The 19,347-nt window shown below is 61.4% G+C and carries 12 protein-coding genes and 1 riboswitch; of the genes, 2 read left to right on the top strand and 10 right to left on the bottom strand.

Going from position 1 to position 19,347, the window contains the following annotated elements:
* Positions 1-33: 33 nt before the first annotated feature.
* Both alaS and ltaE read right to left on the bottom strand, forming a co-directional pair.
* Positions 34-2,652 (bottom strand): alanine--tRNA ligase, encoded by a 2,619-nt coding sequence (gene alaS, locus ACLBW8_RS00240; protein ID WP_064453788.1) that lies wholly within the window; start codon positions 2,650-2,652, stop codon positions 34-36.
* 146 nt (positions 2,653-2,798) lie between these two features.
* On the bottom strand, positions 2,799-3,803 hold the full coding sequence (gene ltaE / locus ACLBW8_RS00235) for a low-specificity L-threonine aldolase (RefSeq protein WP_447804285.1): 1,005 nt from the start codon (positions 3,801-3,803) through the stop codon (positions 2,799-2,801).
* A gap of 190 nt (positions 3,804-3,993) precedes the next feature.
* Positions 3,994-4,163: riboswitch (FMN riboswitch) on the top strand.
* Positions 4,164-4,276: 113 nt separating this feature from the next.
* On the opposite strand from ltaE, the gene ACLBW8_RS00230 reads away from it, so the two are divergent.
* Positions 4,277-4,786 carry a 6,7-dimethyl-8-ribityllumazine synthase gene (locus ACLBW8_RS00230; RefSeq protein ID WP_064453790.1) on the top strand — a complete coding sequence of 170 codons (510 nt, stop codon included), beginning with the start codon at positions 4,277-4,279 and terminating at the stop codon, positions 4,784-4,786.
* Between the two features lie 163 nt (positions 4,787-4,949).
* Here the strand turns inward: ACLBW8_RS00230 and astE are convergent, their stop codons facing one another.
* The 7 genes from astE to ACLBW8_RS00195 all read right to left on the bottom strand — a co-directional run bounded on the left by astE (position 4,950) and on the right by ACLBW8_RS00195 (position 12,846).
* Entirely contained in the window at positions 4,950-5,954 is a 1,005-nt protein-coding gene (gene astE / locus ACLBW8_RS00225; RefSeq protein ID WP_262666072.1) for a succinylglutamate desuccinylase, read from the bottom strand.
* Positions 5,955-5,965: 11 nt separating this feature from the next.
* A complete protein-coding gene (locus tag ACLBW8_RS00220; RefSeq protein ID WP_447804284.1) occupies positions 5,966-6,256 on the bottom strand; it encodes a topoisomerase II in 291 nt (96 codons plus the stop codon).
* A gap of 39 nt (positions 6,257-6,295) precedes the next feature.
* Positions 6,296-7,642 carry an N-succinylarginine dihydrolase gene (gene astB / locus ACLBW8_RS00215; protein WP_447804283.1) on the bottom strand — a complete coding sequence of 449 codons (1,347 nt, stop codon included), beginning with the start codon at positions 7,640-7,642 and terminating at the stop codon, positions 6,296-6,298.
* A 175-nt stretch (positions 7,643-7,817) separates the two neighbouring features.
* Positions 7,818-9,284 carry a succinylglutamate-semialdehyde dehydrogenase gene (astD, locus tag ACLBW8_RS00210; RefSeq protein ID WP_447804282.1) on the bottom strand — a complete coding sequence of 489 codons (1,467 nt, stop codon included), beginning with the start codon at positions 9,282-9,284 and terminating at the stop codon, positions 7,818-7,820.
* On the bottom strand, positions 9,284-10,309 hold the full coding sequence (gene astA / locus ACLBW8_RS00205; protein ID WP_053257616.1) for an arginine N-succinyltransferase: 1,026 nt from the start codon (positions 10,307-10,309) through the stop codon (positions 9,284-9,286). Before astA ends, astD begins: the two co-directional genes overlap by 1 nt.
* A 51-nt stretch (positions 10,310-10,360) precedes the next feature.
* Positions 10,361-11,380 (bottom strand): arginine/ornithine succinyltransferase subunit alpha, encoded by a 1,020-nt coding sequence (aruF, locus tag ACLBW8_RS00200; protein ID WP_064453794.1) that lies wholly within the window; start codon positions 11,378-11,380, stop codon positions 10,361-10,363.
* Between the two features lie 245 nt (positions 11,381-11,625).
* A complete protein-coding gene (locus ACLBW8_RS00195; RefSeq protein WP_447804281.1) occupies positions 11,626-12,846 on the bottom strand; it encodes an aspartate aminotransferase family protein in 1,221 nt (406 codons plus the stop codon).
* A 305-nt stretch (positions 12,847-13,151) separates the two neighbouring features.
* Between ACLBW8_RS00195 and ACLBW8_RS00190 the strand changes: the two genes are divergently transcribed.
* Positions 13,152-18,197 (top strand): dermonecrotic toxin domain-containing protein, encoded by a 5,046-nt coding sequence (locus ACLBW8_RS00190; protein ID WP_447804280.1) that lies wholly within the window; start codon positions 13,152-13,154, stop codon positions 18,195-18,197.
* Here the strand turns inward: ACLBW8_RS00190 and argR are convergent, their stop codons facing one another.
* Positions 18,198-19,178 carry a transcriptional regulator ArgR gene (gene argR, locus ACLBW8_RS00185; RefSeq protein WP_064453797.1) on the bottom strand — a complete coding sequence of 327 codons (981 nt, stop codon included), beginning with the start codon at positions 19,176-19,178 and terminating at the stop codon, positions 18,198-18,200. It abuts the gene before it with no gap.
* Positions 19,179-19,347 lie beyond the last annotated feature (169 nt).

Here is a 19,347-nt window from a genome sequence, read left to right as displayed (position 1 = left end):
CCATGACTAGACCATGGGCTCGTTAACAGTGCCTTAAATGCCAGCCTCGACAAACGGCACGGTCAGGGCCAGGGCCGCGTCCAGGGCACCGGCGTCTACACCACCGCCTTGCGCCATGTCCGGACGACCACCGCCCTTCCCGCCCACTGCCGCGGCGGCTTGCTTCATCAAATCACCGGCCTTGAGTTGGCCAGTCAGGTCCTTGGTTACACCGGCAACCAGAACGACCTTTTCCTCATGGACACCGCCGAGCAGGATCACTGCGCGGCCGAGCTTGTTCTTCAACTGATCGACCAAGGCCAACAGCGCCTTGCCATCCTGACCATCCAGGCGCACCGCCAAAACTTTCACACCCTTGACGTCCAGGGCGGAAGCCGACAAATCGTCGCCCGCCGCGCTGGCCGCCTTGGCCTGCAACTGCTCCAGCTGTTTCTCCAGCGCACGGTTGCGCTCCAGAACGGCCGACAGCTTGTCGATCAGGTTGTCGCGGCTGCCCTTGACCAGGCCGGCCGCTTCCTTGAGTTGTTCTTCAGCCGCATTGAGGTAGGCCAGGGCCGCAGCGCCGGTCACCGCTTCAATACGACGTACACCGGACGCCACACCGCCTTCGCTGATGATTTTCAGCAGACCGATGTCGCCGGTGCGGTTGGCGTGGATACCGCCACACAGCTCTACGGAGAAGCTGCCGCCCATGCTCAGTACGCGCACTTCGTCGCCGTACTTCTCACCAAACAGCGCCATGGCGCCTTTTTTCTTGGCGGTCTCGATATCGGTTTCTTCGGTTTCCACCGGCGTGTTTTTGCGAATTTCAGCGTTGACGATGTCTTCCAGCGCCTTGATCTGCTCAGGCTTGATCGCTTCAAAGTGGCTGAAGTCAAAACGCAGGCGCTGGCTATCGACCAACGAACCCTTCTGCTGCACATGCTCACCCAGCACCTGACGCAACGCGGCGTGCAGCAAGTGAGTGGCCGAATGGTTCAAAGCGGTTGCATGCCGTACGTCAGCATCGACCTGAGTATCGACCGGCGCACCGACCGTCAGGTTGCCCAGTACCAGCACACCGTGATGCAGGAATGCACCGCCGGTCTTGGTGGTATCGCGCACTTCAAAACGGCCCGACGTCGAGCTCAGGAAACCACAATCACCCACCTGGCCACCGGACTCGGCGTAGAACGGGGTCTGGTCGAGGACCACCACCGCTTCCTCGCCTTCATTCAACACGTCGACCGATTTACCGTCTTTATAGAGGGCAACGATCTTGGCCGAACCAACGGTCGCCTGGTAGCCGACGAACTCGGTAGGTACATCAACCTTGACCAAGGTGTTGTAGTCCAGGCCAAAGGAGCTGGCGGAACGGGCGCGTACACGCTGGGCCTCCATCTCACGCTCAAAACCGGCCTCATCGACGGTCAGCTCGCGCTCACGGGCGATGTCGGCGGTCAGGTCCATCGGGAAACCATAGGTGTCATACAGTTTGAACACCACGTCGCCCGGCACCACGGTGCCTTTGAGCTCGGCCAGGTCCTGCTCCAGAATCTTCAAGCCATGTTCCAGGGTCTTGGAGAACTGCTCTTCTTCAGCTTTGAGCACGCGCTCGATGTTGGCCTGCTGCTGCTTGAGTTCCGGGAAGGCATCGCCCATCTCGGCCACCAGCGCGGCAACGATTTTGTAGAAGAAGCTACCCGTGGCGCCCAGCTTGTTACCGTGGCGGCAGGCGCGACGGATGATACGGCGCAGCACATAGCCGCGACCTTCGTTCGACGGCAGTACACCGTCAGCGATCAGGAAGCTGCAGGAACGGATATGGTCCGACACCACCTTGAGCGAAGACTGGTTGTCGTTGGCGCAGCCAATGGCCGCCGCCGAAGCACTCAGCAGGTTGGTGAACAGATCGATTTCGTAGTTGGAGTGAACGTGCTGCATCACCGCACTGATCCGCTCCAGGCCCATGCCGGTATCGACCGAAGGCGCCGGCAGCGGATGCAACACGCCATCGGCGGTGCGGTTGAACTGCATGAACACGTTGTTCCAGATTTCAATGTAACGGTCGCCATCTTCTTCCGGCGAGCCGGGTGGGCCGCCCCAGATGTCGGCGCCGTGATCGTAGAAAATCTCGGTGCAGGGGCCGCACGGGCCGGTATCGCCCATGGTCCAGAAGTTGTCGGAAGCGTAGGGCGCGCCCTTGTTATCGCCGATGCGGATCATGCGCTCGACCGGTACGCCGACTTCTTTGGTCCAGATGTCATACGCTTCGTCGTCCGTCGCGTAGACGGTGACCCACAGCTTTTCCTTCGGCAGCTTCAACACGCCGGTCAGGAAGGTCCAGGCGAACGTAATCGCATCTTTCTTGAAATAGTCGCCGAAGCTGAAGTTACCCAGCATCTCGAAAAAAGTGTGGTGGCGAGCGGTGTAGCCGACGTTTTCCAGGTCACTGTTCTTGCCGCCGGCGCGTACGCACTTCTGGCTGCTGGTCGCGCGGGTATAAGCGCGCTTTTCCTGGCCCAGGAAGCAGTCCTTGAACTGGTTCATCCCCGCGTTAGTGAACAGCAGGGTTGGGTCGTTGCCTGGGATCAAGGAGCTGGAGGCTACACGGGTGTGACCTTGCTCTTCGAAGAAGCGAAGGAAGGCTTCACGGATTTCTGCGCTTTTCATTAGGTTCTTCCACGGAGTCTGCGGCCAAAGGCCAGTGCGCAACATCATCAGACGGAGCGACGGCAAAGGGCCGCATTATATCGGCCCTTTGCCAGTGGTACAGCGTGTTTATGTGATAGAAACAGTCAATTAGACGGTCTGCACTGTCATTTCCGGGAAAACTCGACAAATGTCTGCACGACCTGCTCGATCTGCGCCCGGCTGACATCCATATGAGTGACCATGCGCAGGCGCGGCGCGGCGCTCAACTTGATCCCGCGCTCAGCAGCAAACGCCTTAAACGCCTGTGCCTGGTCGCCGACCTGCACATACACCATGTTGGTCTGAACCGGCTCCACCGCGTAACCGGCCTTGCGCAACGCCTCACCCAGCCATTGGGCATTGGCGTGGTCGTCGGCCAGGCGCTGCACCTGATGATCCAGCGCATACAGCCCCGCTGCCGCCAGGGAACCGGCCTGACGCATACCGCCGCCGACCATCTTGCGCAAGCGACGCGCCCTGGCGATCAAGACCGTGGAACCGCACAACACCGAACCCACCGGCGCGCCAAGGCCTTTGGACAGGCACACCGATACGGAATCGAAATGCTGGGCAATCTCCCGCGCCGGCACCCCAAGCTTGACCGCCGCGTTATAAATACGCGCGCCATCCAGATGCAGCGCAAGGCCGTGCTCCTGCGTGAACGCTCGCGCCTTCGCCAGGTACTCCAGCGGCAGCACTTTGCCCTGCATGGTGTTTTCCAGGGCCAGCAGACGGGTGCGGGCGAAGTGAAAATCATCGGGCTTGATTGCCGCCAGCACGTGGTCCAGGTCAAGGGAGCCGTCCGCCTGCACCTCCAGCGGCTGCGGCTGGATCGAACCGAGGACGGCCGCGCCGCCGCCTTCATATTTGTAGGTATGGGCTTGTTGCCCGACGATGTATTCCTCGCCGCGCTCACAGTGGGCCATCAACGCCAGCAAGTTGCTCATGGTGCCGGTGGGCACAAACAACGCTGCCTCGAAGCCCAGGCGCTTGGCCAACTCGGCCTCCAAATGGTTGACGCTGGGGTCTTCGCCGTAGACATCGTCGCCACTGACGGCACTGGCCATCGCGTCGAGCATGCCGGGGGTGGGTTGGGTCACGGTGTCGCTACGCAGGTCGATCACAGACATGAAACAAGCCTCTAACGGGTATGTAAGTTCCTTTTATGGATGATTACTGCGGGTAAAGCCACGGAATATCAAGCCCCCGTTAGCTTCAATCGAATACCAACCAAACAAACCGATATAGGTTATCGATAAGGCGATCGTGCAGTTTTTGAAAAACCATGTTAAAAACTCTCCGCCGCCAGGGTTCTGGCGGCAACGTTCTCAGGGCGGGGTGTAATTCCCCACCGGCGGTAATTGCACGCAACGTGCATAGCCCGCGAGCGCTTGGCGCCTTGAACTGCTCACGCAGGACGGCGGCAAGGTCAGCAGACCCGGTGTGATCCCGGGGCCGACGGTCATAGTCCGGATGAAGAGAGAACGGGATTGGCACCTAAGGGCCGCGCGCCGGGTTCATGCTTGCATGACGTGGCTGTTCGTACCCTTAAATCCCATTCGATTCATAACGCCCTGTTTTTTTCTTAAACAGGAGTCAGAACATGCAACCCACCGCAATCGACAGCAAAAGCAAAAACCATCACGGCGAGCGCGTCGCGTTTATCCAGGCCTGCTGGCACAAGGATATTGTCGACCAATCGCGTAAAGGTTTCCTCGCCGAAATGATCGCCCAGGGCTACCAGGAATCGGACATCGATTTCTTCGAAGTCGGCGGCGCCTTTGAAATGCCCCTGCACGCCAAGCTGCTGGCCAAGACCGGCCGTTACGCCGGTATCGTTGCCGCCGCACTGGTGGTGGACGGCGGGATCTACCGCCACGAATTCGTGGCCCAGTCGGTAGTCAGCGGCCTGATGCAGGTGCAGCTGGAAACCGAAGTGCCGGTGTTCTCGGTGTCCCTGACCCCGCACCATTTCCACGCTGGCAGCGAACACCACACGTTCTTCTACGAGCACTTCGTGCACAAGGGCCAGGAAGCTGCGCGCACCTGCGCCGACACCCTGCACAAGGTCCGCGCGATCCGTCGCAGTGAGCCACGCGCCTTAGCCGTTTAAGCTACACCGCAAAACCAATGTGGGAGCGGGCTTGTGTGGGAGTCGGGCTTGCCCGCGATGCAGTCACCTCGGTGTGTCAGCCACACCGCGGTGATGCTATCGCAGGCAAGCCAGCTCCCACACAAGCCCGCTCCCACATGTAGATCCGGTTAAGCCTTAAGCTCTATGCCAACCCGGCATCCGTGGTCGGCACAATCAATATCCCCGCGCGCAAACCATTCTTCACCTTCGGGTTCGGGAAGATGATGCGAGCACCCTCCTCCTCGATCACCCAACGGGTCTTGGCCACGTCTTCGGCCAGCAGATACCCCTTCGCCAACGGTGAGAAGTTTTCCACATCCGCCGGCAAGTGCAGCAGGAACGCATCGCTGTGCTTGATGACTTCACGGGACACGGCAAACAGCTGCAAGCCATCCAGGCTCGCGGTCTCGGGCTCGGTGCCCTCGATGATCTGCTTGAGCCGGGTTTCCAGGCGGGATACATCCACACCCTGGTTCTGCCCGAACGGCCGCGCCTTGCCCAGTTCCAGCGTGAAGGCTTCGGCCTCCAGCTGCTCGTAGGTAAACGCCGTGAAAGTGATGGACGTCTTGCTCTGCAGCAGCACTGCTTGCATGCCGGCAGCGCACAGTCGGGCCAGTTCGTGGCGCGAATGCTGACGCCCGTCTTTCCACGGGTACAGCGCAAACTGCTCGATCTTCGAGCCGCGAATGGCGGTGTGCAGGTCGTAATGCAGGCGCGAACGGCCGGGCAGGCTGAAAAAGCTGCGGGCCAGTTGCTCTAGCTCGGCGGCGCGCATGGCCTCCGGGCCGATGTTTTGTTCATGACGGCCGTTGAACAGCCGGTTGACGTCCAGTTCCAGGTAACGCTCGCCGCGCCGCATGGCCTCGGGGTTGCCGAACAGGAACAGAATACGGGTGCGGGGCTTGATCTCGCCACGGGCGATGCCATGCAACAGGCGGTCGAGCAGTTCGATCGGCGCCGTTTCGTTGCCATGGATGCCGGATGACAGCAGCACGTCGCTGCCATTGTCCAGGGCCTGCGGCGGGCGCACTTCCAGTGCGCCCTCGCTGAGCCAGCGCATCTGCACGCCGTCGACAGTCAGTTGAATTTTTTGCGCCGGTTCACGACCGGCGAGGGTCAGTTCAAGCAATTTGCCGAGGGCGAGCATAAGCAGCTTCCTTAGTGGTTGCAGCCTGGGCCGTGGACGTGATCGTCGTCGTCACCTTCGACGTCGGCCGGTTCCATTTCCAGTTGCAGGCTCATCAGGTTGGTGGCCAATGGGCGCATCAGCAGGTTGGCGTACTCGGCGTCGCCTTCTTCCACATCCACACCGATCAGCAGCTGGCCACGGCCGTCGTGCTGAATCCAGATTTCCTTGCCCTGCCAGACCACGGCGACGCGGGTGCAGGAGGTTTCCAGCTGGGTGCCATCGGTGTCTTCAAGGATCAGTTTCAGGTTGTCGGTGGTCATAAAATAGTTCTCAGCCCTAGGGTGTAAAAAGAGGTGGCGTTAATTGATCTGGAAAGGATAAACCGAGCCCAGTTTAAGGATTTGCGTCAGTTCATCCAGTGCCGTCCGGCACTCAAGCAGCAACTGCGGGTCAGCCAGGTCGGTTTCACGCAGGCTGTCGCGGTAGTGCTTGTCGACCCATTGGGTCAGTGTTTCGTACAACGGCGCGGTCATGATAACGCCTGGGTTCACCGCCGCCAGTTCAGTTTCGTTCAACGCCACACGCAGCCGCAGGCACGCCGGGCCACCGCCGTTCTGCATGCTTTGCTTGAGGTCGAAGACTTTCACTTCGCGGATCAGCCCACCGGATGCGGTCAGGCCTTGCAGGTACTGCCAGACGCGCTCGTTGGCGCGGCACTCTTCCGGCACGATCAGCAGCATCGAACCGTCGGCGCGGGTCAGCAACTGGCTGTTGAACAGGTAGGACCGCACCGCGTCTTCGACACTGACTTGAGCGCGAGGCACGCACACCGACTGGAAGTTGCCGCCCAGCTTGCCCAACTTGCCTTGCAGCTCGCCCAGCATCTGTTCGGTATTGAGGAAGGCATCCTCGTGATAGAACAGCACCTCGCCGTTGCCCACGGCGATCACATCGTTATGGAACACGCCGGCATCGATCACCGCCGGGTTCTGCTGGGCGTAGACCACGCCGTCATCCTTCAAGCCGTGCAGGCGTGCGACGGCCTGGGAGGCTTCGAGTGTCTGGCGCGCCGGGTATTTCTGCGGGGCCGGGTAACGGGTGTCGAACGCACTGCGGCCGAACACGAAGAACTCGACACCGGCTTCGCCATAGTCACGGCAGAAGCGCGTGTGGTTGGCCGCGCCTTCGTCGCCGAACTGCGCCACCGCCGGCAACGCGGCGTGGTGGGCAAAGTGCTTCTGGTCGGCAAACATCGCCCCCAGCACACGGCTGGTGGTCGGGTGTTCGATGCTGCGGTGGTATTTGCAGTTGAGGTTGGCGGCGGTGAAATGCACGCGGCCATCCGCTGTATCGGCACTCGGGCTGACAGTGGCGGCGTTGGCCACCCACATGCTCGACGCCGAGCAACTGGCAACCAGCAGCGGCATGGCGTGCTTGGCTGCTTGCTGGATCACCTGGGCGTCGGTACCGCTGAAACCGAGGTTACGCAAGGCGGCCACGTCAGGTCGTTCCTGCGGCGCCAGCACCCCTTGCACAAAGCCCATGTCCATCAGGGCTTTCATTTTCTGCAGGCCCTGCAACGCCGCTTCCTTCGGGCTCGAAGACTGCTGGCTGTTGCTCTGGGACGCGACGTTGCCGTAGGACAAACCGCCGTAGTTATGGGTCGGCCCCACTAGACCGTCAAAATTGACTTCATAGGATTTCATCGGCGAGGCTCCACGAACATCTGTTTTTATAGGCATCTGGTGCAGATCTATAGCTGTAAACCCATTCAACTGTGGGAGCTGGCTTGCCTGCGATCCAGGCGACTCGGTCTTTCAGTAAAACCGAGGTGACGCTATCGCAGGCAAGCCAGCTCCCACATTTAGATCAGTGTCAGCTTCACTTCAGCGTTATACCTGGCGTCAGCGTGGCTGGAACCACCAGGCTCGGCGTTTCCAGGGACGCCACCGGGTACGCGCAATAATCCGCTGCGTAATAGGCACTGGCGCGGTGGTTGCCCGAGGCCCCTACCCCACCGAACGGCGCGGTGCTGGCGGCGCCGGTCAGCTGTTTGTTCCAGTTGACGATACCGGCACGGCTTTCCAGCCAGAACTGCTGGTAACGCGCTTCGGAATCCGACAACAAGCCAGCGGCCAGGCCGTACTGGGTGTTGTTGGCCTCGGCAATCGCCGCGGCAAAATCAGCGTAGCGGATCACCTGCAACAGTGGGCCGAACAGCTCTTCATCTTCGCGCTCGGTCACACCGGTCACGTCGATGATGCCTGGGGTCAGCAACGCGGCCTGATCCTGCGGCTGAGTCATTTCCAGCAGTGCCACAGCACCATTGGCCAACATCAGTTCCTGGGCGTCCATCAAGGCTTTCGCCGCACCAAGGGAAATCACCGAGCCCATGAACGGCGCCGGCTGCTGGTCGAATGCGCCCACTTCAATCGTCGCGCTGACCGCCACCAGGCGCGCCAGCAACGCATCGCCCCAGGCGCCTTCCGGCACCAGCAAGCGGCGTGCACAGGTGCAACGCTGGCCAGCAGAAATAAACGCCGACTGGATGATGGTGTAGACCGCCGCATCCACGTCAGCCACTTCGTCGACCACCAGCGGGTTGTTGCCGCCCATTTCCAGGGCCAGGATCTTGTCCGGGCGCCCGGAGAACTGCTGGTGCAGGTGGTTGCCGGTGCGGCTCGAACCGGTGAAGAACAAACCGTCGATACCCGGGTTGGCCGCCAGCGCGATGCCGGTTTCCCGCGCACCTTGCAGCAGGTTCAGCACACCTGCCGGCAAACCGGCTTCGATCCAGCACTGCACGGTCAGCTCAGCGACTTTAGGGGTCAGCTCGCTCGGCTTGAACAGCACGGTATTACCCGCCAGCAGCGCCGGGACGATATGCCCGTTCGGCAAGTGGCCCGGGAAGTTATAAGGGCCGAACACTGCCACCACGCCGTGGGGTTTGTGGCGCAGCACGGCGGTGGCGTCGCCCAGGAGGCCGCTCTTTTCGCCGGTACGTTCACGGTAGCTTTGCACCGAGATCGCAATCTTGTTGGCCATGCTGGTGACTTCGGTGGCCGATTCCCACAGTGGCTTGCCGGTTTCCTCACCGATGCAACGGGCGATTTCATCGGCACGGCTTTTCAGCGTGGCGGCGAAGGTTTCCAGCACGCTGATGCGTTCTTCCAACGGGCGCCGGGCCCAGCCCGGGAATGCCTGGCGCGCAGCCTGCACGGCGGACTCGACCTGCTCGGCGGTGGCGCCATTGCCGGCCCACAGCACCTGCTGGGTCACCGGGTTGCGCGATTCAAACAGTTCACCCTGGCCGGTCAGCCAAGTACCTGCGATATACAGCGAATTCATTACTTGGACTCCCGGGCAGCAGACAACGGAACAGCGCGCACTTGATCACCCACCACCAGTTGCAGGCGTTTGGCGGTCAACGGATCGACCACCAGGGTGCCTGCCGCCAGACGGGCTGGTGCGGCGGTAATGCGGCACTCCTCGCGCTTGCGGTTATGAATCAGGAACGGCGTGGCGTCGTCCCCCGGCGTGCCGATGGCCAACACCAGCGACTGGCTGTCGCGCACCGCACGGATTTTGCTGGTCTCACATTCCACCGCCGGGCCGGCGTCGAAGATATCGACATAACCCTGATAGCTGAAACCTTCGCTCTTGAGCATGCTCAGCGCGGGCTCGGTATCGGGGTGGACCTTGCCGATCACATTGCGCGCGTCTTCGGAAAGGAAGCAGCTGTACAGCGGAAACTTCGGCATCAACTCGGCGATAAACGCCTTATTGCCCACGCCGGTCAGGTAGTCGGCCTGGCTGAATTCCATCTTGAAGAAGTGCCGGCCCAGGCTTTCCCAGAACGGCGAACGCCCGGCTTCGTTGGACACGCCGCGCATCTCGGCAATGATCTTGTTGCCGAACAGCTGCGGGAATTCAGCGATAAACAGCATGCGCGCCTTGGCCAGCATGCGGCCGTTGAGGCCGTTGCGGTAATCGGCGTGCAGGAACAACGAGCACAACTCAGAATTGCCGGTGAGGTCGTTGGCCAGAAACAGCGTCGGAATCTCACGGTAGATGTTCAGCTCCTGGGAAGCGCTGACGGTCAGCCCCACCCGGAAGTTATACCAAGGCTCACGCAGGCCGACGGCACCGGCGATGGCAGAAATACCCACCACGCGGCCTTCGTCGTTTTCCAGCACGAACAGGTAGTCGGCATCACCCCGCCCGGCTTCGCCGCGAAAGGTTTTTTCCGCCCAGCCAACCCGGTGGGTCAGGCGCTCTTCGTTGGCCGGCAAGGTGGTGAGGCCGGTGCCGGTGCTGCGCGCCAGATCAATCAGGGCCGGTAAATCGCTGCTGCGTACGGGACGAACGATCATGCTATCTCCTCAAACAGGCCGCTGTTGCCAGCCACCCGCGAAACTCTGTGTTTAAACCGCAACCAGACGCACGCTGGCACCTTCACCGACGCCCAGGGCCTCAGCGGTGTCCAGGTCCAGGGTCACCGGTTTGCCGGGCGCGTAGTCCAGGTCCAGCATCACCGCACGGTAATCCTGCAACTGCGCGTTGCTCACCAGGTACTGGCGGCCGACACCCTTGAGCATCTCGCCGATCTTCACCGGCACCACGCGGCTCTGCGCGATCGAACGAATGCCCGAAACCCGCGCGTGCAGCGTTGGGCCGCCGTCGAAGATGTCGATGTAATGGTCGGTCTCGAAGCCTTCGCGCATCAGGATGTCGAAGGTGATCTGCGCACGCGGGTGCACCTGGCCCATGGCTTCCTGCGCTGCGTCCGGCAGCAGCGGCACGTAGATCGGATAATGCGGCATCAGCTCGGCGAGGAACGTGCGGCTTTTCAGCCCGCACAGGCGCTCGGCGGCGGCGTAGTTGAGGTCGAAGAAGTTGCGGCCAATGGCGTCCCAGAACGGCGAGTCGCCGTTCTCGTCGCTGTAGCCGACAATCTCGGTCACCACCGAGTCGGCAAAGCGCTCGGGGTGGCTGGCGACGAACAACAGGCGGCCACGGGAATTGAGTTCCGACCACGCTGAACCGACCAGCTCCGGCACCACGTAGAAACTGGTGAGCAGGCTGTTGCCGGTGAGGTCGTGGCACTGGGAAAGCACGTGAATCTTGTTGTGGATCTTCAGCTCGCGGGAGGCGTGCACGAAGGTTTCGTTACGGAAGCTGTAGAACGGCTCCGAGTAACCGGCCGACGCGACGATGGCCGAGCAGCCGGCGAGCTTGCCGGTGTCGGTGTCTTCGAGCACGAAGAAGTAGCTCTCTTCACCGTTGAAACTGACCTCGGCCGCGAAGGACGCTTCGCTGGCGGCGATCTTGTCGCTCAGGCGTTCCACATCGTCCGGCAAGGAGGTGACACCAATCGGGCTGTCCGCAGCCAGACGCTGTACCTCGCCCAGATCAGCCATTTGCGCGGGGCGCATCACCAGCATGGTGTCACTCCTTAACTCGAAAAACTCACAGGAAAAAATGCCAGGCACGAATTTGAAACCAGCGAAGGACAAGTGTGGGAGCGGGCTTGCTCGCGAATGCGGTGGTTCAGTCACCTGAAATGTTGAATGACACACCGCTTTCGCGAGCAAGCCCGCTCCCACATTGGATCTTCACGGCTCCAATCAAGAGGCCCGGCACAAAAATTTAGGTTCGATGCCCAATCGGTTGAGCACCGAACGGCGTATCAAGCTTGCGTCAACGTCTTCACAGCACGTTCAAAACGGTCCAGGCCTTCCTGGATGTCTGCGTCTTCCACCACCAGGCTCGGGGCGAAACGCACCACGTCGGGGCCGGCTTGCAGGATCATCAGGTTTTGTTTTTCGGCCGCGTTGAACACGTCCTTGGCCTTGCCTTTGAAGGCATCGCTGAGCACACAACCTATCAGCAGGCCCAGGCCGCGCACTTCGGTGAAGATGCCGTATTGCTTGCCGATCTGCTCCAGGCGCGCCTTGAACAGGTCGTGCTTGGCGTTCACACCGGCCAGCACTTCTGGGGTGTTGATCACGTCGATTACTGCTTCCGCCACCGCACACGCCAGCGGGTTGCCGCCGTACGTGGTGCCGTGAGTGCCGACCACCAGGTGCTTGGCCAGGTCTTCACGGGTGAGCATCGCCGCAATCGGGAAACCGCCGCCCAGGCTCTTGGCGCTGGTGAGGATGTCCGGCACCACGCCGTAGTGCTGATAGGCGAACAGGTGGCCACTGCGGCCCATGCCGGTTTGCACTTCGTCGAACACCAGCAGCGCGTTGTTCGCGTCGCACAGCTCGCGGGCGCCTTGCAGGTAAGCCAGTTCGGCCGGCAATACGCCGCCTTCGCCCTGGACCGGTTCCAGCACCACGGCGCAGGTCTTGTCCGACACAGCGGCTTTCAGCGCCGCCAGGTCGTTATAAGGAACGTGGGTGATGCCGGTGATTTTAGGCCCGAAACCATCGGAGTACTTCGACTGGCCACCGACGTTAACGGTGAACAGGGTGCGCCCGTGGAAGCTGTTCAGCGCAGCGATGATCTCGTACTTCTCAGTACCGAAACGGTCGAACGCGACGCGACGGGCCAGCTTGAAGGCGGCCTCGTTGGCTTCGGCACCGGAGTTGCAGAAGAACACGCGCTCGGCAAAGGTGGCGTCGATCAGCTTATGCGCCAGGCGCAGGGCCGGCTCATTGGTGAAGACGTTGGACACGTGCCACAGCTTGTTGGCCTGTTCGGTCAGCGCACCGACCAGCGCCGGGTGGGCGTGGCCCAGTACGTTAACCGCGATGCCGCCGGCAAAGTCGATCAGCTCGCGGCCCGCCTGGTCCCATACGCGCGAACCTGCGCCACGCACGGGGATGAAGGCGGCAGGTGCGTAGTTGGGAACCATGACCTGGTCGAAATCGGCACGTTGCACCGGGGCTTGCTCAACGGACATCGGAGTCTCCTGAAGAGGAACGCCTGCCTGGAACTGGCGGGCGATGCAGGGATTGTAAGGACAGTTTTCAGTGCGGCCTTGCCGCCAAGCGACAACTTCTTATAGCGCCAACCCCGGTTTTACGCGGGTTTACGGCAATGCGACAAATAGCGTCGCAATGGCGCAGTGTAAACCAGCGGCAGATTTTTCGGCACAACGCCCCGGGATCAGAACAACCCATGCCTATTGCAATAACCCAATAACGCCGCCGCCCCATCGCTTGCCGATTTACTGGTGCTCTTTTATGACGCTCAAGGATTGGCAACATGCTCGACTCTGCACAACAAACGCCGCAAGCCACCCTATCGAACCAACCTGATAGCCACTACCAACCGCTGCAAAACGCCGTGCCACGCTGGCTGGGCGAAACCTCCCCGCGCCACCGCCAAGCCTTGAGCAGCAACGTTGCGCGCCTGCCTCAATCCGTGCGCGATGCGAGCCCGGGCAACCGCGCCGAACTCAAACGCCTGGCCAGCGCCCAATGGGACGCCCAGAACACCGTCGAACACGCCCTGGCCAATGTGCTCGATGCCCCAGACTTTGCCGAGCCGATCCTCACCCTGGCACTGAAGACACGGTTCGACCTGGACCTGGACGTCAAAAACACCTTCCTGCGCCTCTACATTCCGCAGACGATTCCCGGCTTCCCGATCCTTTCGGGCGCGGCGCGCACCTGGACGGTGTCGCTGCTGGACGCCGTGTTGCACAACTTTGAACCCGAGGAAACCCAGGCAGATGCCTATGAAGCGGAGTCGACCTTCATCACTCGCCCCGACGCCAGGGGCCATTTCGACACGTTGCCGGCCATCAAGCGCGCACTGTCCATCAGCGCCTTTGCCCAGCTCTGCCGCGATCTGGACATCGGCGCACTGTACGCCACCTACCTGCGAGAACAGCTCGGCCTGAACGAGCCCGTCGCCAAGGCCGTCGTGCGTAGCAAGGTTGAACACAGCCAGAAAACCGAATTACAGACTGCACTGCAGTGGGCCTTGATCACCGGCGACATCCAGCCGGATTATTTGCGCCTGATCCAGGGCCTGCTCGATGGCCTGGCCGGCATGCGCCTGGACGGCCAGGCGCTGCACTATCACGACCTGAGCCTGATGGGCGCGGACTTGCCCGGCATCATCGTGTTTGCCCCCAACCTGGAGACCACCCGCTCAGCGGCGCGTGTCGTGGCCTACGTACCTGGCGACCCCGATCACCCGATCAAGGAATACCCCTCCTCCCAGGCGATGCAAAAAGAGCTGGTGCGCCAACTGCGCGACCTACGCTATCAACAGTTCTTCAGCCGTTTTGTGGCCCATGACCAGCGCGGTTTTTTCTTTGCCAACCTGGGCCAATTGCTGAGCAAGGTGACCTGGCACCCTTACGTCCAGGGCAGCAGCCTGCCGACCTGGCGGGAGACGCCCACAAATAATCCACGGCTGCGCTTTGTTGCGACGCCACGCAGCGGCGACCTCAAGCGCCATCAGTACCAGCGCAAACTCAATCAACTCCTCAACGACGGTCGTACCACCGCAATCGCCACGGCAACCGTCGACCGCAATGCCCGATGGGCGCGGTGGGATTCATGGGTCAACGTCGCGTCGTCAATCCTGGAAGCCGCCGCGCTGATCATCGCGCCGTTTGTGCCGTTTGCCGGCGAATTGATGATGGGCTATATGGCCTACCAACTGCTCGACGAGGTGTTCGAAGGGATCATCGACTGGAGCGAAGGCGTGGGCAGTGAGGCCGTCGAGCACCTGGTGGGCGCGGTTGAAGCGCTGGTGCAATTGGGGGCCTTCGCCGTCGGCAGCACCATTGCCCTCAGCGAGTTCCGCAGGGTTTTACCCAAGCGCCTGGTCGCCTTCATCGACCGCCTTAAACCGGTCACGCTCGCCAATGGCCGCACGCTCTACTGGAAACCCGACCTCACGGTGTACGAACAGCCGATCAGCGTGCCTCCCGCAACCTATCGTGATAAGGCCGGCCTGTTCCAGCATCGCCAGCAAAGCCTGTTGCCCGTGGGCACCGGGGTCTATGCCGTGGAAAAAGCCCCGGCTTCCAAGGCTCTGCTCATCGAGCACCCTTCGCGTCCCGACGCCTACCGCCCAACCGTGCATCACAACGGCCATGGCGCCTGGCACACAGAACTGGAGCATCCGCTGCAATGGGACCGGCAAACGCTGCTTCGCCGTCTGGGGTACAGCGTGGAAGGCATCAGCGAAGCAGACCAGGCGCTGGCACTGAACATCAGCGGCGTTGACGAAAACGCGTTACGCAAAATGCACGTCAACAGCGAGACGCCCCCCGCCCTGCTCACGGATGCCTTGGACCGCTTGCGGCTCGACCGGGAGATTCAAACGCTGATCGACCGGCTTGATAGCGACGACCCCCAGGCATACGGCAAGGTGGACCCTCAGACCAACCTGCAGTTACTGACCAGCTACGGCTACTGGCCTGAAACCCGGCGCCTGCAATTTATCGATACCCAAGGGAAAACCGCCTGGACGTTTGGCGACACCTCACTGCCCGCCATCCAAATACCCGAAAGCCTGTTGAACAATGGCGGCCTGCTCAAGGCAATACTCACCCAACTGCCACCTGAGGAGGCCGCCGGTGCGTTTGGCGCAGCGGTGGGTGATTCGCGCCTGAACCTGGACACACGCGCCGATCATCTGCGAAAAAAACTCGCGGCCATTGCCGAGGAAAAGCGCGTTTCCTTGTTCGAATCACATTACGCAACCCTGCAAGCCACCCGCAACCCGCGGGCACAGCGCCTCATGGACGCCGCCCCAGACCTGCCCGCCAGCGTTGCGGAGAAACTGCTGGAACGCGCCACCGCACAGGACCTGGAAGAACTCGATAACCAACGCACGCCACCGCGCCTGACCCAGCTTGCGCGCAACGCCCTCGAAGAGGTACGCCTGAGCCGAGCCTATGAAGGCCTGCATTTTGGCGGCGAGAGCCTGGACACCCAACGTGCGGCCCTGCACTCGCTGCCCTCACTGCCGGGCTGGTCAGACCAGGTGCGCCTGGAGCTCAGGGACTACTCCGCCACCGGCAACCTGCGCGACCAGGTCGGCGCTGCCGAGGCGCCGATCGTGCGTACGTTGGTGCGTAGCGAAACCGGCGACTACACGCTCCATGACACACTCGGTACGCTCAACTCCCCCACCGATTTTTACTCGGCCCTTCTCAGTGCGCTGCCCGACAGCCAACGCCAGGCCCTTCAGGTGGATGTCGGTGAAGGTTCACGCCTGCGCCAGCGCATTCGCCAACACCCCGTGGCGCGCAATCAACTGCGCGAACTGCTCAGCGCAGACCCAGTCCGTAAACCGACGTATGACCCGACCCTCATGAAGCTTCTGGGCGGCATGGATGGCTACCAGGCCCAGGCGGCCTACGGTGACGGACCACCGCCGCTGCCTGCTCAGGTACGCGAACTGTTTCCCGCGCTCGACGATACACAAGTACAGACCGCGCTCCAGCACATGCAAACGCAACCAGGCGGTGCCAGCAATGAGCTTGCCCGCCTGCGAGAGGAGCGACGGGTATTGCGCCAAAACCTGCAAGCCTGGCAGCAAGCTATCCCCACCACCGACCCCGAAACCGGGGTTGCCATGCCCCCTGAACGACGGGATTACGAGGAAAGAACCCGCCGCCTGGTCGCCGAACAATTGGAAGCGTGCTGGCGCCGGGAAACCGAGCGGGACGAGTATTTTACGGACCGATCTCTCAACGGTTATACCCTGAGACTCGAGGCCCCAGGGTTAGCCGACCTGCCGGACCTGGGCTCAACCTTGAACCACGTTTCACTGCTTTCTGTCGCCGGAGGAAGCCGTATGCGGGGAATAGGCAGTTTTTTGCAAGGCTTCCCCTGGTTGCGCCATCTCGAACTCAGGTCCATCCCGCTGGGAGACTTGCCGCCACACGTCAGCACGCTATCCACTCTGAACAGCCTGATCCTGAACGACTGCAACATCACCCTCACCCCGCAGAGCCATGCCCGATTAAACGCAATCAGTGCCTTGCACGCGCTGGACCTCCACAACAATCCACTGGGCCTCATACCCGATGTCCAGGCCATGCCCGAGCTGACCCTGCTGGACTTGTCGGCCACCGGCATCGACCGCTTGCCCAACGGCGTGCTTGATCGCCCTCAGATGCAGGCGGTTATGCTGAACGACAATGAAATGACCGAGCTCCCCCCGGCCCTTTTCAGCGTGACGCCCGAAACCGCAAGAAAGTTCGACCTTTCCGGCAACCCGCTTTCACGGCAGACACTGGACCAGATCAAGACCTACTGCCAGACCCACGGCGAGTCTTTCAGCGCCCAAGCCCCCAATACAGCACGTGCCAGAGTCATGAGCCTGTACCCGACCTTTTCGGACGCCGAAGCTGATCTCGCGATCTTCCGCCTGCCCGGCGACATGGACGCCGTTGCCCCGGCATTAACCCTGCTTGAAGCCGAGTACGCTCAACTGGGCACCGACCTTCAACAATGGGCCCTGAACGTACCTGACCGCCATCCCGTCCTCGGCATCCTGCTAGATGAACAGACCATCGCCCAGGAGCAACTGGCGCGCCAGCGCGTCAAGACCTTGCTGGAAGAGGCTTGGCGTCGTGAAAGCGAGGTGGACCAGGAAAGCCTGTCGGATGACCTGACCCATTCAGTGACCATCGAAACATCAATCATAGGCCAACTGCCGGAACTGAACGCCTCGTTCGATCATGTCACCAACCTTGAAATCGACGGCAATGGCGTCACTCACGGTGTCGATGGCACTTTGCGCTGCTTCACCAAACTGGAAACACTGACACTCAGCCATTGCAGGCTCGGAAAGTTGCCGGTGGCCTTGGCCCGCATGCCGAAGCTCTCCACCCTGAACCTTGAAGAATGCGGGATCACCTTGGCCGCGCCGGACATCAACCTGCTGGGCGAAATGACCCAACTCGAGTACCTGAGCCTGACCAGTAACCCGCTGAGCCTGGCACCTGACATCAGTAACCTGCATCAGTTGAGCGCGCTTCATCTGCGCAACACCGGGATAGACCAGGTGCCCCGCGGGCTGTTCAGCCTTCCGGAACTGGAGACGCTGGACCTGAGCGACAACCTGATCAGCGACATTCCCGCCGACCTGCTGGAAGCGACCACGGCCTATGGTCAGGATTGCGATTTCAGCCGCAACCCATTGTCGCCACAAAGCCTGAATTATCTGAGGCAGCACTACGCGCGCACCGGCATTGATTTTCAGGTAGATGCCGCCACCGTGGATGAGGAAGGCGTGCCCATCGTCGTAGTGGGGCCGCAGCCGATGGAAGAATGATCAGCCGCGCTCGGAAGGCACCGACGATAATTCGAACGGGCTGCTGCTGCGCCGCTGGTTGCGGTCTTCACGCGGGGTGGCGCCGAAGAAGTTGCGGTAGGCGCTGGAGAAGTGCGGCCCCGAGGAGAAGCCGCACGACAGGCCGATCTGGATGATCGACTTGCTGGTTTGCATGAGCATCTGGCGCGCCTTGTTCAGGCGCAGTTCCAGGTAGTACTGGCTGGGGACGCGATTGAGGTATTGCTTGAAGATCCGCTCCAGTTGTCGTCGCGACACGCACACATGCTGGGCGATTTCGTCGGTGGTCAGCGGTTCTTCGATGTTGGCTTCCATCAACAACACCGCCTGGGTCAGCTTTGGATGGCTGGAGCCCAGGCGGTTTTGCAGCGGAATGCGCTGGCGCTCGCCGCCTTCGCGGATGCGCTCCACCACCAGTTCTTCGGAGACCGCACCGGCCAACTCGGCGCCGTGGTCACGGGCCAGCACCGCCAGCAGCAGGTCGAGCACCGACATGCCGCCGCAGGCGGTCAGGCGATCACGGTCCCAGTCGAACAGATGGCTGGTGGCGATGACCTTGGGGAAACGCTCGGCAAAATCGTCCTGCCAACGCCAGTGCACAGCAGCGCGATAACCATCCAGCAAGCCGAGCTGCGCCAATGGATACACACCGGCCGACAGGCCACCGATCACACAACCGGCGCGCACCAACTGCTTGAGCGCGGTGCTCAGTTGCGAAGCAATGACGGTGGGCGGCTCATCCGCCAGCAGGAACAGTTTCTGGAAGCCTTCAAGCTTGCCGGCCCACGGCTCACCGGGTAATTGCCAAGCGCCATCGGTGCGCGGTTCCGCCAGCAAAAAAGACAGTTCGTACACCACGTCCGGATGCACCCGCTGAGCAACGCGCAAAGCCTCCTCAGCCAGCGAAAGCGTCAGGGCTTTTGTGCTGGGCCAAATCAGGAAACCAATTCTGTGGGCGGTCATGGAATGCTATCCGAAGCGAAGAACGGTAATGAAGACAAGGGCCAATGCTAGCCCGTAAACGAACACAAATCTCAAAACATATGGAGATCCAATGTGGGAGCGGGCTTGCTCGCGAATGCGGTGGGCCAGCTACACATCTGCTGACTGATCCACCGCTTTCGCGAGCAAG

This window comes from Pseudomonas sp. M5A4_2d (assembly GCF_053345295.1).
This window is presented reverse-complemented; position numbering and strand designations above follow the sequence as displayed.

Coding starts and splice junctions, on each gene's coding strand:
- alaS (WP_064453788.1), bottom strand. CDS start 2,652: ATGAAAAGCGCAGAAATCCGTGAAGCCTTCCTTCGCTTCTTCGAAGAG.
- ltaE (WP_447804285.1), bottom strand. CDS start 3,803: ATGTCTGTGATCGACCTGCGTAGCGACACCGTGACCCAACCCACCCCC.
- ACLBW8_RS00230 (WP_064453790.1), top strand. CDS start 4,277: ATGCAACCCACCGCAATCGACAGCAAAAGCAAAAACCATCACGGCGAG.
- astE (WP_262666072.1), bottom strand. CDS start 5,954: ATGCTCGCCCTCGGCAAATTGCTTGAACTGACCCTCGCCGGTCGTGAA.
- ACLBW8_RS00220 (WP_447804284.1), bottom strand. CDS start 6,256: ATGACCACCGACAACCTGAAACTGATCCTTGAAGACACCGATGGCACC.
- astB (WP_447804283.1), bottom strand. CDS start 7,642: ATGAAATCCTATGAAGTCAATTTTGACGGTCTAGTGGGGCCGACCCAT.
- astD (WP_447804282.1), bottom strand. CDS start 9,284: ATGAATTCGCTGTATATCGCAGGTACTTGGCTGACCGGCCAGGGTGAA.
- astA (WP_053257616.1), bottom strand. CDS start 10,309: ATGATCGTTCGTCCCGTACGCAGCAGCGATTTACCGGCCCTGATTGAT.
- aruF (WP_064453794.1), bottom strand. CDS start 11,380: ATGCTGGTGATGCGCCCCGCGCAAATGGCTGATCTGGGCGAGGTACAG.
- ACLBW8_RS00195 (WP_447804281.1), bottom strand. CDS start 12,846: ATGTCCGTTGAGCAAGCCCCGGTGCAACGTGCCGATTTCGACCAGGTC.
- ACLBW8_RS00190 (WP_447804280.1), top strand. CDS start 13,152: ATGCTCGACTCTGCACAACAAACGCCGCAAGCCACCCTATCGAACCAA.
- argR (WP_064453797.1), bottom strand. CDS start 19,178: ATGACCGCCCACAGAATTGGTTTCCTGATTTGGCCCAGCACAAAAGCC.